This window comes from Streptomyces ipomoeae 91-03, assembly GCF_000317595.1.
GTDB lineage: Bacteria > Actinomycetota > Actinomycetes > Streptomycetales > Streptomycetaceae > Streptomyces > Streptomyces ipomoeae.
The window spans coordinates 1-14,747 of the sequence record NZ_AEJC01000638.1; the positions used below are offsets into that span (position 1 = coordinate 1).

12 protein-coding genes and 1 pseudogene are annotated in these 14,747 nt (G+C 71.3%); 5 read left to right on the top strand and 8 right to left on the bottom strand.

Features of this window, described 5'->3' with window-relative positions:
- Positions 1-117 precede the first annotated feature (117 nt).
- On the bottom strand, positions 118-2,274 hold the full coding sequence (locus tag STRIP9103_RS41925; protein ID WP_009339691.1) for a helix-turn-helix transcriptional regulator: 2,157 nt from the start codon (positions 2,272-2,274) through the stop codon (positions 118-120).
- A gap of 169 nt (positions 2,275-2,443) precedes the next feature.
- On the opposite strand from STRIP9103_RS41925, the gene STRIP9103_RS41930 reads away from it, so the two are divergent.
- Complete coding sequence (locus STRIP9103_RS41930) at positions 2,444-3,130, top strand: esterase/lipase family protein (protein ID WP_009339700.1); 687 nt, start codon at positions 2,444-2,446, stop codon at positions 3,128-3,130.
- Between the two features lie 126 nt (positions 3,131-3,256).
- Positions 3,257-3,916, top strand: coding sequence for a class I SAM-dependent methyltransferase (locus STRIP9103_RS41935; RefSeq protein WP_009339740.1), 660 nt, complete (start codon positions 3,257-3,259; stop codon positions 3,914-3,916).
- A gap of 37 nt (positions 3,917-3,953) precedes the next feature.
- Here STRIP9103_RS41935 and STRIP9103_RS41940 read toward each other — a convergent pair whose 3' ends face one another.
- Complete coding sequence (locus tag STRIP9103_RS41940; RefSeq protein WP_009339693.1) at positions 3,954-4,328, bottom strand: hypothetical protein; 375 nt, start codon at positions 4,326-4,328, stop codon at positions 3,954-3,956.
- Positions 4,329-4,332: 4 nt separating this feature from the next.
- Positions 4,333-4,572 (bottom strand): toxin-antitoxin system HicB family antitoxin, encoded by a 240-nt coding sequence (locus STRIP9103_RS41945; RefSeq protein WP_009339648.1) that lies wholly within the window; start codon positions 4,570-4,572, stop codon positions 4,333-4,335.
- 218 nt (positions 4,573-4,790) lie between these two features.
- On the opposite strand from STRIP9103_RS41945, the gene STRIP9103_RS41950 reads away from it, so the two are divergent.
- The 3 genes from STRIP9103_RS41950 to STRIP9103_RS41960 all read left to right on the top strand — a co-directional run bounded on the left by STRIP9103_RS41950 (position 4,791) and on the right by STRIP9103_RS41960 (position 9,949).
- Entirely contained in the window at positions 4,791-5,750 is a 960-nt protein-coding gene (locus tag STRIP9103_RS41950; protein WP_009339680.1) for an ABC transporter ATP-binding protein, read from the top strand.
- A 4-nt stretch (positions 5,751-5,754) separates the two neighbouring features.
- The gene (locus STRIP9103_RS41955) at positions 5,755-8,325 is read left to right on the top strand and encodes an ABC transporter permease (protein WP_009339696.1); all 2,571 of its coding nucleotides are present in this window, start codon (positions 5,755-5,757) and stop codon (positions 8,323-8,325) included.
- Positions 8,326-9,031: 706 nt separating this feature from the next.
- Positions 9,032-9,949, top strand: coding sequence for an LLM class F420-dependent oxidoreductase (locus STRIP9103_RS41960; protein ID WP_009339695.1), 918 nt, complete (start codon positions 9,032-9,034; stop codon positions 9,947-9,949).
- Between the two features lie 37 nt (positions 9,950-9,986).
- Here the strand turns inward: STRIP9103_RS41960 and STRIP9103_RS41965 are convergent.
- The 5 genes and pseudogenes from STRIP9103_RS41965 to STRIP9103_RS41985 all read right to left on the bottom strand — a co-directional run bounded on the left by STRIP9103_RS41965 (position 9,987) and on the right by STRIP9103_RS41985 (position 14,745).
- Positions 9,987-10,787 (bottom strand): annotated as a pseudogene (locus tag STRIP9103_RS41965) (transposase).
- A 122-nt stretch (positions 10,788-10,909) separates the two neighbouring features.
- On the bottom strand, positions 10,910-11,347 hold the full coding sequence (locus tag STRIP9103_RS51000) for a hypothetical protein (protein ID WP_009339726.1): 438 nt from the start codon (positions 11,345-11,347) through the stop codon (positions 10,910-10,912).
- Between the two features lie 177 nt (positions 11,348-11,524).
- Positions 11,525-12,949, bottom strand: coding sequence for a class II 3-deoxy-7-phosphoheptulonate synthase (locus tag STRIP9103_RS41975; RefSeq protein WP_009339728.1), 1,425 nt, complete (start codon positions 12,947-12,949; stop codon positions 11,525-11,527).
- 37 nt (positions 12,950-12,986) lie between these two features.
- A complete protein-coding gene (locus STRIP9103_RS41980) occupies positions 12,987-13,916 on the bottom strand; it encodes an AurF N-oxygenase family protein (protein ID WP_009339688.1) in 930 nt (309 codons plus the stop codon).
- A 13-nt stretch (positions 13,917-13,929) separates the two neighbouring features.
- A complete protein-coding gene (locus STRIP9103_RS41985) occupies positions 13,930-14,745 on the bottom strand; it encodes an aminotransferase class IV (RefSeq protein WP_009339692.1) in 816 nt (271 codons plus the stop codon).
- Positions 14,746-14,747: the final 2 nt, after the last annotated feature.

Here is a 14,747-nt window from a genome sequence, read left to right on the forward strand (position 1 = left end):
CCACCCACCCCGCGACACCCGAGCGTGATCGGGCGCAGCGGCACCTCGCACGCGCCGGTGAGCGACAGCCCACCCCCGCCCGGCCCCACCCACCGGGCGTCCATGACCCCGGCCCGCTCAGCCGGCCCCGCCCTCCCCCAGCAACCGCACCAACTCGATCCGCGACCTGATCCCCAACCGAGCGAAAACCCCCCGCAAATGGTGATCGATCGTGCGCGGGCTGAGCAGCAGCCGGGCGGCGATCTCCCGGTTCGTGGCGCCCTCGGCCGCCATGCGGGCTACCATCAGCTGCTGGGCCGTGAGCCGGTTGGCGAGATCCGCCACGTCGCGTGCCGCTGGGGCCCGCTCCCCCAACGCGCGTAGCTCCCCCCGAGCCTGAGCCGCACAGTGCGGCGACCCGAAGTGCTCGAAAGCCTCCAGCGCACTGTGCAACCGGTCACGCGCCTCGGTGCGGTTGCGGAGCCGACGCAACGCGCTGCCGAACAGCAGCTCCGTGCGGGCCCGTTCGAAGTCACGGGTGCCGCCGGCGTGGAGGTCGAGGGCGGCACGGTAGTGCTCGACGGCCCCCTCCCCGGTGGCGAGCAGCGCCCGGCAGCGGGCGCTGAGGGCGAGGTCGTCGGCGCTGCGGACGGTACGGGCCCAGCGGTCGTAGTCGGCGTGCGCGGCTCGGGCCACGCGGGTGTCACCGGTGCGGACGGCGGCCTCGACGTAGTGCGGGGTGGCGATGTGACGGATGGCCCGGTGGCCGTGCCCGGGACCGAAACCGGCGAGCGCGCGCAGCCGGGCGGCCGAGGCGGCGTACCGCCCGGTGCTCAGGTCGAGGAAGGCGAGGGCGAACATGGCGAGAGCGGCCGGCAGCCCCAGTCCGCGTCCGAGGGCGTAGGCGCGGGCGGACTCGGCGCGTTCCCGGCAGACCTCCTCGTCGCCGGTGACGGCGGCGAACATCGCGAGGGCGGCCTGGAGATGGCAGGCCCCGTTGTCCTGTCCGGTCGAGTACGCCTGGTGCAGGGCGTCGAGGGCGGCGGCCTCGGCGGTCTTGGGGCGCCCGGTCCAGAACTCGGCGTAGGCCCGGAACTCCATGGCCTGCGGCACGGTGGCCGCCTCGCCCCGGGCCCGGGCGGAGGCGGCGGCCCGGGCGGTGGCGGTGGCGGCGAGGGTGTGGTCGCCGAGGAGGAGGGCGGCGATCCCGGAGTGGATGAGCAGGGTGGGGTCGCCGCCGGGTCCGCAGCGTCCGGCGGCGGCTTCGAGGGCGTCACGGGCGTCGTCGTACCGTCCCTCGAACGCGGCGGTGAGCGCGCCGAGCGTGCTGGGCGGCAGGATGCCGAGCGCGGCGGCGACGGCGGAGGCCTCGCGGCAGCGGCGCAGGTCGCCGGTGTAGATGGCGGCTTCGGTGGCTCGTGCCAGCAGATGGGCGGCGGTGTCGGAGGAGTGCTCGCGGGCGTGGCGAACCGTGGCGGTGAGCAGGGCGTCGAAGGCCTCGGAGGCGTTGCCGGCGCGCAGGGCGAGGAGTCCGCCGAGGGCGTCGTGGTCGGTGGCCGCGACCAGTCGGCGGGCCCGGTCGCCGTCGCCCGACTGCCAGGCCTCGGCCGCCGCCTGGGCGAGCAGGTGCGGGCGTTCGGCCGGTTCGGGGGTGAGGGCGGCGGCGCGTTCGGCGAGGGCGGAGGCCAGCGCGGGTTCGCCGATGGCACGTGCCACCCGCGCCGACAGACGGAGTTCGGCGGCGAGCCGGCGGCTGGGGCCGAGGGCGGCGGCGGCCCGGTGCCAGGAACGCCGGGGTCTCTCGCCCTCGCCGCTCAGCACCCCGGCGAGCAGCCGGTGGGCCGCACGCCGGTCGTCCATGGCGGCGGACTCGTAGACGGCGATGCGTGTCCAGGCGTCCCGGAAGACGATGCCCTGGGCGGTGGCGTGGGCGAGGCCCGCCGCCTCCGCCGCGTCGACGGGACCGGTGTCGAGGCGGGCGGCGGTCACGGCACGCGCGTAGGCGTGGGTCGGGAACGGGTGTTGGTCGGCCGCGGCGAGCAGCAGCAGGAACCGGGTGTCGTCGGGCAGGGCCCGTACGTCGCGCCGGTGGTCCCGCAGCAAGGCGGGGACGAGTGCCAACGGCTCGGCGGGGAGCGGGTCGAGGCCGCAGGCCTGGCGTTCGGTCAGGGCGGCGGCCAGTTCCGCGGCAGCGCGGGGGTCGCCGTGCGCGGCGTGCAGCAGGCGTACGCGTACGCCTTCGGAGAGCGCGGCCTTCGCGGCCGGCTCGGCCTCCGGGCTCGGCCACTCGTTCATGGGGGGCGGTGGCGAGCGATGCGGAAGTTGTGGGGGGTTCACCGGAGTCACCACACTCATCACGTTACTGGCGAGTTAACCGGCCAGTAAAGACCGGCGACTTCACCGATGCGGCGCGCGTAGACCCCACCCGACACTCCTGTCGACCCCACCCGCTTCAGGAGGCACCATGCATCGCCGCATGCGCCGTATCGCCACGGCCCTAGCGACCGTGACCACCACGTTCCTGCTTTCCCTGTCATTCGCCGCCGTCCCCGCTCAGGCCGCGACCCACAACCCGATCGTCTTCGTGCACGGGCTCAGCAGTTCGTCCAGCAGTTGGGACGACTGGGTGGCGTACTTCAAGCAGGACGGCTACACGTCCTCCGAGTTGTACGCCTGGTCCTACGACTGGGGCCAGTCCAACGTCACGACGGCACAGCAGCTGAAGAGCAAGATCCAGAGCGTGCTCGCCGCGACGGGCGCCTCCAAGGTCGACGTGGTCGTCCACTCGATGGGCGCGCTGAGCTCCCGCTACTACCTCAAGAACCTCGGCGGGACGTCGTACGTGGACGACTTCGTCTCCACGGCCGGTGTGAACCACGGGACGACCGTGGCCGGTTGGTGCCGGTGGCTGTACACCTCCTGCGGGGAGATGTACACGGGCAGTTCGTTCCTCACCGCGCTCAACTCCGGTGACGAGACCCCGGGCAGCGTGTCGTACGCCAGCTACTGGTCGAACTGCGACGACGCGCTCACCCCGGACACCACCGCGATCCTCAGCGGCGCCACGAATGTCGAGGTGGGCTGCATCTCGCACAACGAGATGAACAACGACCACGGCGTCTACGAGCAGGTGCGGAACTTCATCGCCTGACGCATCCGGCTCGTCGTACGCCCCCCCTCACCCGTCGCGCAACCACTCCCCAGGGTCGCGCGACGGGTGAGCCGGTGCTTCCCTGGGGACAATCGCGGTATCTGTCGTCCTCTCGGGAGGTACGCCATGGCCCGCACCGCCAAGGACGCCGTGCACCACCCCCTGTTCGCCCGGTTCTACGCCCGGCTGAGCGTGTCGGCGGAGCCGAGGATCGGCCCTCTGCGCGACGAACTGCTCGCCGGGATCTCGGGGCGCGTCATCGAGATCGGCGCCGGGAACGGCCTGAACTTCGCCCACTACCCGCGTACGGTCTCGGAGGTCGTGGCGATCGAACCGGAGCGCTCTCTGCGGCAGTTGGCCCTGGAGTCCGCCCTGCGTGCCGATGTGCCCGTGGACGTGGCGCCGGGCGCGGCGGAGGCGCTGCCGGTCAAGAGCGAGGCGTTCGACGCCGCCGTCGTGTCTCTGGTGCTGTGCAGCGTGCGGGATGTGCGGCGTTCACTGAGCGAGGTGCGGCGGGTACTGCGGCCCGGCGGTGAGCTGCGGTTCTTCGAGCACGGCCGGGGCGGCGGCAGCGTGATGCGGACGGCCCAGCGGGCACTGGACGGCACGGTGTGGCCGCTGCTGTTCGGCGGCTGCCATGTGGCCCGCGACCCGCTCGGCGAGGTCCGGGCCGCCGGGTTCGAGATCGCGTCGCACCGGGAGATGCTCGTCCCCGAGAAGGGGCCGCGCATGCCCACCTCCTACTGCGTGGTCGGCAGGGCGCGGCGGCCCGAACTCGGCGACTAGGACGACCGGTCCGAAGACACAGGCGGCCGGGGGTCGTTCACAGGCCCCACTGGCGCAGCTCCCGGGTGATGTCGTGCACGGTGGCCTCGCCGCTCTTGACCAGCTTGGCCAGTTCGCGCACCTGCTCGGCGGAGGTGACGACCTTGACGCCGCTGGCGACGAGATAGCCGTAGGCGACGGCGCAGGCGAACAGCGCGTTGGAGCGCTCAAGCGCCGGGATGTGCATCAGGAGCTGAAGGAGGGACGCGGCTCGGGCGTGCGGGGTGTCGTAGACGGGGACGTCGAAGATCTCGGCCTCGTGCCGGGCGACGGCCGCGACGAGGGCGCCCCAGTCGGTGATCTGGGGATCTCCGGGCGTCTTCTGTTCGGCGACCATCAGAAGCCAGGCGAGGTCGATGCGGAGCTGACTCAAGGGATCAGTGACGTCCTTCGCGCCGGCCTTCGAGTTCCCTGCCGAACTCCTCGACGAAGACCGTCTCGTACTGCTTCATGAAATCGGCGGCGGACTCCACGAAGGTGTTCCCCACTTCTCCGGTGTCCTGCCGGACCAGTTCCTCGATGTACCGGTTCACACTCATCCCGCGCTCCAGGGCTCGCTCCCGGGCTGCCCGGGCCGTGTCCTCGTCCACCCGTACGTTCAGCTGGGTCTTGGCCATGACTCGACGCTAGCGCCGGAGCGCTAGCGCGGCAAGGGCGCCCTCGCGATGTGCGCCCCTTAAGGGCAGGACATGGGTGCCCCTTACATCGGTACCGGAGACCCGACCTGCGACGGAGACGGCCTCGGACTTCGGGGGGATACCGGATGTGCGGTGGATCACATTAGGCTCGTCCGGGAACGCCCGGAATTCGAACTGGTTCGAGCCTGGAGGCCGTTTTGTCCACTGTTGCCGCTGAGCACCCCTTCGGCCGCGCGGAAGCCGACGGCGTCGCCGCCCGCGCCCGGGGTCTGACGAAGGCGTACGGCTCGGGTGAGACGACGGTGCTCGCCCTCGACTCGGTCGACGTGGACATCGCGCGCGGCCGGTTCACCGCGGTGATGGGTCCCTCGGGTTCGGGGAAATCCACGCTGATGCACTGTCTGGCGGGGCTCGACACCGTGTCGGCGGGGCAGGTGTGGCTCGGGGACACCGAGATCACCCGGCTCAGGGAACGCGATCTGACCCGGCTGCGCCGGGACCGGATCGGCTTCATGTTCCAGTCCTTCAATCTGATCCCGACGCTGAACGCGGCCGAGAACATCACCCTGCCCATGGACATCGCGGGCAAGAAGCCCGACGAGAAGTGGCTGGACCAGGTCATCGACACACTGGGCCTGCGGGACCGGCTGGGGCACCGGCCGTCGCAGCTGTCCGGCGGCCAGCAGCAGCGGGTGGCCTGCGCCCGGGCGCTCGCCTCCCGGCCGGAGCTGATCTTCGCGGACGAGCCGACCGGCAACCTCGACTCCCGGGCCGGCCTCGAAGTGCTGGGCTTCCTGCGCGAGGCCGTCGACGAGCTGGGCCAGACCGTCGTCATGGTCACCCACGACCCCGGGGCCGCCGCCCACTCCGACCTGGTGCTCTTCCTCGCCGACGGACGGATCGTGGACCGCATGGAGCGCCCGACGGCCGAGGCCGTGCTGGAACGGATGCGCCTCTTCACCAGCGGAAACCCGCCGGCCTCCGGCACGGGCCGGGCGGCCTTCGACGCAGCGGGCACCCCCGCCGACGTACGCGCGACCGGGCGCACCGGCCTCGGCAAGGACACGACCGGACCCACCGACCTGGGCAAGCACACGACCGGACCCACCAATCTCGACAAGGACACGACCGGACCCGTCGACCGCGACAAGGACTGAGACCGTGCTCAAGGCGACCCTGCGGAGTTTCCTGGCGCACAAGGGGCGGCTGGTGCTCTCGGCGCTGGCCGTCATCCTGTCGGTGGCGTTCGTCGCGGGCAGTCTGATCTTCTCGGACACGGTCACCCGCACCTTCGACCGGCTCTTCGCCTCGACCTCGGCCGACGTCACCGTGGGCCCGAAGGACGACGACCTGGGGGGACAGATGCCGACCGGGGCGGTGGAGACCGTACCCGCGTCCCTCGCGGAGCGCGTCGCGGGGATCGACGGCGTCGCGGACACGCATGTCGACGCGGCCGTGGAGAACATCACGGTCGTCAACAGCGAGAACGAGTCGGTGGGGCCGACGACCGGCGCCCCCACCATCGCCACCAACTGGTACCTCACCGACCGCAGCCCCGTGGAGCTGACCAGCGGACACGCCCCGGAAGGCCCCGGCCAGGCGCTGCTCGACGCGGACACCGCGAAGCAGAAGGACGTGAAGATCGGCGACACGCTCACCGTGCTCGCCCGGCCCGGCTCCTTCGAGGTGAAGGTCGTCGGCATCGCCACCTTCACCACCACCAACCCCGGAGCCGCCCTCGTCTTCCTCGACACCCCGACCGCGCAGGCCAAGCTCCTGGGCGACCCCGACGCCGCCACCAGCATCTCGGTGACCGCGGCTCCGGGCGTCAGCGACGACCGGCTCAAGCAGCGGATCGCCGACGAGCTGGGGCCGCGCGCGTACGAGTACCAGACCGCCGACGAGCAGGCCGAGTCGGCGGCGGCCTCGCTCGGCGGGTTCCTCGACGTCATCAAGTACGTGATGTTGGGATTCGCCGGGATCGCGACGCTCGTGGGTGTCTTCCTCATCGTCAACACCTTCTCCATGCTGATCGCCCAACGCACTCGTGAGCTGGGACTGTTGCGCGCCCTGGGCGCCGACCGACGGCAGGTGCGCCGGTCCGTGCTCACCGAGGCGGCGCTGCTGGGCCTCGTCGGATCGACGCTCGGCCTCGCGGCCGGCATCGGGCTGGCGTTCGGGCTGATCGAGCTCATGGGTGTCTTCGGGATGAACCTGAAGTCCACCGAGATGGTCATCGGCGTGGGGACCCCGATCGCGGCGTACGTCGTCGGCCTCGGCGTCACCTTCGTCGCGGCCTATCTCCCGGCACGGCGGGCGGCGGCCGTGTCGCCGATGGCGGCGCTCACGGACGCCGAGATCGCCGGGGTCGGCCGGCCGCTACGGGTGCGCGCGGTGGTCGGCGGGATCGTGGGGGCGGCCGGTGCCGCCGCGCTCGTGGGGTGCGCGGTGTCGACGGACACGGGCTCGGCGGCCTCGCTGCTCGGCCTCGGGGTGGTCCTCACCCTGGTCGCGACCGTCGTGGCGGGCCCGCTCCTCGTACGGCCGGTGATCCGGGTGCTCGGCGGCGCGTTCCCCGCGTTGTTCGGCTCGGTCGGGCGGATGAGCCAGCGCAACGCCCTGCGCAACCCGCGCCGGACCGGGGCCACCGCCGCCGCGCTGATGGTGGGGCTCGCGCTGGTCGCCGGGATGTCCGTGGCGAGCGCGTCGATGACCAAGTCGTTCGACGACGAGATCGACCGGACCCTGGGCGCCGACTTCGTCGTCCAGAACCAGAACTTCATGCCGTTCCCGCAGGAGATCACCGACAAGGTCCGCGCCACCGACGGCGCCGGACTCGTCGTACGACAGCGGTTCTCCCCCGTCGCGGTACGGCTGCCGGACGGGAAGCGGATCGAGACGACCGCCGCGGCCTACGACTCACGGCTCGACGAGGTCGCCGACGTCACCTATGCCGAGGGCGACAGCGCCGCCGCGCTGGCGGACGGCGCCATCGCCATGGACGTGGACTTCGCCAAGGACCACGACGTGACGATCGGCAGCACGATCCCGGTACGGTTCCCGGCCGGGAAGAACGCCGAGCTGAAGGTCACCGCGCTCACCGACCAGGACGCCGCCGAGGGCTTCGGGATGCAGGGCGGGCTGTACTTCGGGATGCCGACCATCGAAAAATACGTGCCCGACGGTCAGGACTCGGCGCTGTACGTGAACGCCGGTTCCGGAGTGAGCGCCGACGAGCTGCGCGCGAACCTGGAGCGGACGCTGGAGGAGTATCCGCAGGTGCAGGTCCGTGACCAGGCCGACTACAAGGAGCTGATCCGCGGCCAGATCGCCGTACTGCTGTACCTCGTCTACGCGTTGCTCGGGCTCGCGATCGTCATCGCCGTCCTCGGGGTGGTCAACACCCTCGCCCTGTCGGTGGTCGAGCGCACCCGGGAGATCGGCCTGCTGCGCGCGATCGGACTCGCCCGGCGGCAGCTGCGGCGGATGATCCGGCTGGAGTCCGTGGTCATCGCCGTGTTCGGCGCGGTCCTCGGGCTCGCGCTGGGGCTGGTCTGGGGCGTGTGCGTACAGCAGGTGCTGGCGTTGCAGGGCATGCGGGCGCTGGCGATCCCCTGGGGCACGGTCGTCGCCGTGGTCGTGGGCTCGGCGGTGGTGGGCGTGGTGGCCGCGCTGCTCCCCGCGCTGCGCGCGTCCCGCATGAACGTGCTGGCGGCGATCGCGCACGAGTGAGAACTCGCTTCGGCGGGTGGGGCGTATGAGTGAACGCCTGCTCGGCGGTCGGCACGTATGAGTGAGCCGTGCTCGGCGGTCGGCACGTATGAGTAAGCCGTGCTCGGCGGTCGGCACGTATGAGTGAGCCCTGCTCGGCGGCCGACGCGCGCGAGTCGTGTTCGGCGTCCGGCTGCTGTAAGCGAGTCGCGTTCGCCGGCCGACTGCTGCGAGCGAGTCATGCTCGGCGGTCGGCCGCTGCGAGCGAGTCGTGCTCGGCGGCCCGTGTGTGTGCGAGCAGGCGTTCGATGGCCCGGCACGCACGGTCGAGCTCCGCCGACAGCCTGGCACACGACTGAGCCCCGCCGACGGTCGGCACGCATGAGTGAGCCGTGCTCGCCGGTCGACTGCTGCGAGCGAGTCATGCTCGGCGGTCGGCCGCTGCGAGCGAGTCGTGTTCGGCGGCCCGTGTGTGTGCGAGCGGGTGTTCGGCGGCCCGGCGTGCACGGTTGAAGTACGGCGGCAGCTGGGCATATGGGCTTCGCCGACAGCCTGGGCACGCGGCTGAGCCCCGCCGGCGGTCGGGGCCTCGGATGCGCCCCGGCGGCGACCGGCGCGCACACGCGCGGTTGTGCGTCCGTCGGCGTGAATGTGCTGGCGGCACCCGCGCACGAGTGATGTACTCGCCGGTATCACGGCTCAAGTCCCCTTCAGATGAGGAGAGTTCATGCCGCGCCCGTTCCGCTTCGGAGTCAGTCTGCTCAATCCCACGTCCGCCGAGGAGTGGCGAGCGAAGTGCCGCCGCGCCGAACAGCTCGGTTACGACGTGATCCTCGTCCCGGACCATCTGGGCATGCCGGCGCCCTTCCCGTCCCTGGTGGCCGCGGCGGAGGCGACCGAGCGACCACGGCTCGGCACCTTCGTGCTCAACGCGGGCTTCTGGAACCCCACGCTGCTGGCGCGCGAGGTGGCCACCACGGACGCGCTGACCGGCGGGCGCCTGGAGCTGGGGCTGGGCACCGGCTACGTCCAGGCCGAGCACGACAAGGCCGGGCTGCCCTGGGGGTCGCCCGGTGAGCGCATCGACCACCTTCTGCGCACGATCGAGGAGTTGGACCGTCTCCTCGCCTCCGACGAACTCCCCCACTCTCGACCGCGCTCGAGCGGGGGGACCCCCACGCCGCGCCCCGCGCAACACCGCCGGGTGCCGCTGCTCATCGGCGCCAACGGCGACCGGATGCTGAGGATCACCGCCGAGCACGCGGACATCGCGGCGTTCACGGGCGCCCGCCCGGCGGGGGACGGCCGGCTGGAAGCGCTCACGGCGGAGGAGCTCGACGACCGGGTCGCCCGCTACCAGGAGTTCGCCGCCGACCGCAAGGAACCGGCCGAGCTCAACCTGCTGATCCAGATCGTCGAGATCACCGACGACCGCTCAGCCGCCGTCCAGCCGTGGCTCAGCCACGTGCCGCATCTGACCGAGGAGCAGGTCCTCCAGCTGCCGCTGATCCTCGTGGGCACGCTGGACGAGATCGTCGCCCAGGTGCTGGCACAGCGGGAGCGGTACGGCTTCTCGTATCTGACGGTCCTGGAACCCAACATGGAGGTGTTCGGACGGGTCATGGAGGCCCTGCGCGGCCGATGACCTCTGACCTCCAAGGCCGACTCCAGCATCCGTTCGGTCAGCGGCTGGGGCAGCCAGTCCTCGCCGGCCAGCTGCAGGCCCCCGGGCCGGGCCCGCTCACAACCCGTCGATCAGTTGCTCGTCCACGGCTTCGATTCGGGCTGCATCGGGAGCTGCGGAAGATCCGCCACGCCTTCAGTCGCGCGACGCCGCGCTCGACCGGTGCCCGAGCCGCAGACAGCGCGCGGTTGACGGTGTGCTGGGCCGGCGTGTACTCGCCGCCCGGCGGGGGTCTGAGGGGTGCTGTCACCCACGAGCCGGCTCCCATGTAGGCGCGATCGGCGAGGAGCGGAACGCCCTGGCGTTCGCAGATCCGGATGATCCGGTGCGTGCGGGCCGCGGTGAGATCCGCGCGCGGCCGGGCAGTGCCGGCGAGATCCACAGCAGCCGCCCCCCTCCCCCGCGGGGTCGGTCACCACCTGCACGTTCACTCCGTGTCGGCGGTGCTTGTGGAATAGTCGGCCCGGCTGTCGCCGATCCGGTCGCACTCCGTGAGAGTGCCGTCGAGCAGGACGTGGTCGGGGGCGGCCCCGCGTGGCGCCTTGAGCAGGCCCGGCGCGCGGTCGGCGAGCAGGCCGATCACCGCGCTGGTGCAGGCGTGGGCGGTGCCGACAAAGATGCCGAAACCCGCCGCGATCTGCGCGAAGGTGACGTGCCGGGGCAGGTACACCAGCCCGACCAGGGCACGCTGGTGCGGCGGGAGCTTGCAGCGGCGGTCACCCTCCCTGGTGACGATGAGCATCGTGACCCGCTCGACCAGGACGTGAGGCAGGTCGAGCGCGGCAGAATACGGAACCAACGCGGCTCCTGTGCCTGGGGGTTGAGACGTCGAACACCTCCCCCAACGGCATGGGAGCCTCGTGCGTCGCGCACACCACCAGCGTCACCCGATCAGTGGCCGTACTGAAAACGCTCAGTCATTCAGCTGACCGGCCGCCGCTTCCGGTGATGATGGCGACCCCTGTCAAAGCACGAGGCGGTCCGACTTCGGGCGTCAGCCCCTCGAAAGAACGGCCACGGGCACTGGGAGTCCTCTGGGACTCCGGCCGCGTCAACGGACATGCCCGCGAAACAGCCGCAAGGCCATTTGCGCAGGGCGGCTTCGATGCGGACGAGCCAGTCACGGTAGCCCGCGATCCGCTCGATACCGTGGCCGTCCTCGATGAGCCACTCCACGAACGTGTCGAGTGAGACGCCGTCATCGTGCGGGTTCACCAGGCTGAAGGTCCGGTAGAAGGAATTCGGGGTCACGCCCGTCGCGAGGAGCCTGAACAGCAGTCGGCTGAACATGTCGTGCACGTTCGGCTGCCCGGTGTACCGGCTGTGCGCGAGGATCATATTGGAGCGGAACACCGTCACCGGCAGGTCGCACAGGTCGTGCGCCTCCCGCAGGCAGCACTTCCCCTGCCCACTTGCTCGTCGTGTACCCGCTGGCGTACCCGTCGTAGCGAGTAAGGGTCCTGCCCGAACGCGTCGTCGAGTTCCAGAGGGGTGGAATCCTGCCTCATGGGCGCATCCTCGAAAACGTTGTTGGCTTCACGCGCCGAACGGGGCGGGAGAATTACCGTGACTTGCGCCCCAGGCCGCGGCATTCACCGCTGCGTCCGGCGCCACGCCGCCGGTTGCCCCAGGGTTGAACATCTCGGCGACCAGGAAGGCCAGGTCAAGCGCCTGGCCTCCGTTCAGGCGCGGGTCGCACGCCGACTCGTACCTGCGGTGCAGGTCGTCGAAACCCAGTTCGGCGCCGCCGCCGACGCACTCGGTCACGTCCTCGCCGGTCAGCTCCACGTGCAGTCCGCCGACGTGGGTGCCGAGCGCCTCGTGCACCTCGAAGAAGCCTGCGACCTCGGCGAGGATGTCGTCGAACCGCCTGGTCTTGTGCCCGCTGGGCGCCTCGAAGGTGTTGCCGTGCATCGGATCGCACACCCACACCACCGGCGCGCCGGAAGCCGTGACCTTCTCCACGAGCTCCGGCAGCAGGTACCGCACGCGGTGCGCCCCCATGCGCACGACGAACGTCAGCCGGCCCGGCCGCCGGTCGGGGTCGAGGCGGTCGATCAGGGCCAGCGCCTGCTCGGGCGTGGCGGCAGGGCCCAGCTTCACCGCGATCGGATTGTCGATGCTCGCGAAGTAGGCGACGTGGGCGCCGTCGAGCTGTCTGGTGCGGTCGCCGATCCACAGCATGTGGCCACTGCCCGCATACCTTCGGCCGGAACGCGGGTTGTAGCGGGTCAGCGCGGCCTCGTAGTCGAGCAGCAGTCCCTCGTGGCTGGCGAACAACTCCGTGGTGCTGGGCGGATCGCCGCTGCCGCACGCGTCTTTGCAGGACAGTGCCTGGCCGATTCGACTGGCGAGTCCGCCGTAGCGTTCACCGGCAGGCGAGCGTGAGACGAAGTCCTGGATCTCCCTGTGCAGTTGGCGTAGGTCGGTGCCGCCACGAGCGCATGCGCGCATGACGTCCAGGGTGTAGCGCGAAGCGTCGTACATCCGAAGCAGCCGGGCCGGGTCCGGCCGTCGTTCGGCCTGGCTGAAGCCGATGCCGTTCACCGCGTCGCCCCGGTAGACCGGCAGCGTGCGCCCGTCGACGGTCTCGGTCGGCCGGGATCGGGGCTTCGCGTACTGCCCGGCCATCCGGCCCACCTTGACCACCGGCAGCGCCGACGCGTACGTCAGGATCACGGCCATCTGCTGCAGGAGGCGCAGTTTGCTGTGAATCGCCTGTGCCGAGAGGCGGTCGAAACGTTCGGCGCAGTCGCCACCCTGCAGCAGGAACGCCTTGCCCTCTGCCGCCTGGGCGAGTCGTGCGGTGAGCGTGTCGCACTCCTGTGGCGTGACCAACGGGAGCAGGGCCGCCAGGTGATCCGCCACATCGCCGAGCTCGGCCGGGCTGGGCCACTCCGGCCGCTGGTGGGCGACGAGTGTCCGCCAGTGCGCGGCGGCTTCGCCGGTGGGGCTCAACATGATCTCCGTCCGCTTCTCATGGCTCAACGGTGCGGGGTCAGCGCTGGACCATCTCGACGAGGTCGTGGCTGATGCCCAGGTCGTCGAGCAGCAGCTGCAACGGTCCGGTGTCCCGCGCGGGCACGGGACGGGACGCGGCCCACTCGCTCAGCTGACCGGTGTCGATCTCGAAGCCTCCCTGGGCCGCCACGGTCACCCAGGGTTCCAGGTCCGCGGAGCGGAACGCGGTCAGCCCGGTGACGAGCGCTTCGCGGAACGTCCGCTGCTGTGCGCCGTCCAGGTTCCGGTAGAGCGAGCCGCACAACTCGCGGAACACCACCGCGTGTCCGCTCTCGTCCCGCCGGTGCAGATCGGTGGTGATCCGGTTCATCGGCTGGATCTCCTGGGCGGTGGCGAGTGCGGAGAGGAATCCGCTGATCGTCGTCTCGGCGGCCAGGGAGAACGCGATGTCGACGATGTCGCGGTCGAACCCGGACAGCCCGGCGCGGACCGCGTTCAGTCCCTGGACGACCGACCAGACGCCCGGCGCGAACCGCACGTCCTCCAGGCCGCGCCGCCTGCGGGTGACGCCGACGGCGTTGTGGCACATCAGGATGTGGTAATGCTCATCGATGATCGTCTGGTGCAGCGCGTCGACGGCGACGTCGTCGCGGCGGACGGGGATCCGTTCCTGGAGCATCAACCGGCAGGCCGGCAGGATGATCTCGTTCTCGATGGCCGCGGTCTTGGCGTTGTAGGCGATCCACGCCGCGGACAGGATGCGCTCGCGAGCGTCCCGGTCGAGCCGGTCGGCACCCGGCAGGCCCAGCACCGGGACGAGGTGTTCGGGGAAGTCCGGCAGCGCCGCGTCGAAGTGACCGTCGAGGTCGAGCTCGTCCTTCTTGACGGCCACCCGCTTCCCCCAGCGGAGCGTCAACTGCACCAGCAAGTCACGCTCGTACTCGGGCACTTCACGTGCCGCGGTCATCGGGAAACCTCCTTCATGGGTTCACCACAGGAATCAGGGAGGCGTCGGCCGGAACGGCGAGCGCGGCCAGGCGCGACTGCCAGCGCTCGGCCACTGCGGCGTCCGTGTCCTGGAACCGGCCCAGCGCCTCGGTTACCGGCCGGATGCCGTGCAGGGCGTTCAGCGTCCAGACGGGCACGCCGACGAGATCCGGCGCGGTGGCCTGCTCGGTGACGACCCGGTGCCCTGCCGTACCGGCGAGCTCGCCGAGCAGGGCGCGGGTGATCCCGGGGAGCAGGCCGGGGCCGGGTGGTGGCCCGCACAGCATGTCGCCCCGCCACCAGACGATGCTCGTGGACGCCCCTTCGACCACGTGCCCTTCCGTCGAGACCAGCAGCGCCTCGTCAGCTCCCGCCGTAGCCGCGGCAGCGCGCAGGGAAGCCAGGTGGTCCAGGTCGGCGCCCTTGACGGCCGGCAGCCGACGACGGTCGGGTCCCGCCGCGGTCCACAAGCGGACGGTCGCGGTGCGCGGTGGCGCGGGGCGCAGCCACATCCGCAGCCGCGTTTTCGACCCGATCTCCACGAGTTCGACGCGAGGAAACCATCGGCCTCGCGCGGGCAACGACTCGGCGACCGCCCGCAGGAACCGGTTCGTCTGTTCCGCTCCCGGTTCGGAGAACCGGTCGCAGGCCCGACCGAAGCGTTCGGCGTGCCGGTCGAGTCCCCGCACCCGCCCCTCGTCCACGAGCCAGGAGTCGATGACCCGCACCGTCCCTGCGGCGTCGGCCGGCGACCATCCGCCATCGGCGTCCCACCACCGGCGGACGCCCTGGGCGGTCGCTGTGCTCATCG

Coding starts and splice junctions, on each gene's coding strand:
- STRIP9103_RS41980 (WP_009339688.1), bottom strand. CDS start 13,916: ATGACCGCGGCACGTGAAGTGCCCGAGTACGAGCGTGACTTGCTGGTG.
- STRIP9103_RS41925 (WP_009339691.1), bottom strand. CDS start 2,274: ATGAACGAGTGGCCGAGCCCGGAGGCCGAGCCGGCCGCGAAGGCCGCG.
- STRIP9103_RS41930 (WP_009339700.1), top strand. CDS start 2,444: ATGCATCGCCGCATGCGCCGTATCGCCACGGCCCTAGCGACCGTGACC.
- STRIP9103_RS41935 (WP_009339740.1), top strand. CDS start 3,257: ATGGCCCGCACCGCCAAGGACGCCGTGCACCACCCCCTGTTCGCCCGG.
- STRIP9103_RS41985 (WP_009339692.1), bottom strand. CDS start 14,745: ATGAGCACAGCGACCGCCCAGGGCGTCCGCCGGTGGTGGGACGCCGAT.
- STRIP9103_RS41945 (WP_009339648.1), bottom strand. CDS start 4,572: ATGGCCAAGACCCAGCTGAACGTACGGGTGGACGAGGACACGGCCCGG.
- STRIP9103_RS41975 (WP_009339728.1), bottom strand. CDS start 12,949: ATGTTGAGCCCCACCGGCGAAGCCGCCGCGCACTGGCGGACACTCGTC.
- STRIP9103_RS41960 (WP_009339695.1), top strand. CDS start 9,032: ATGCCGCGCCCGTTCCGCTTCGGAGTCAGTCTGCTCAATCCCACGTCC.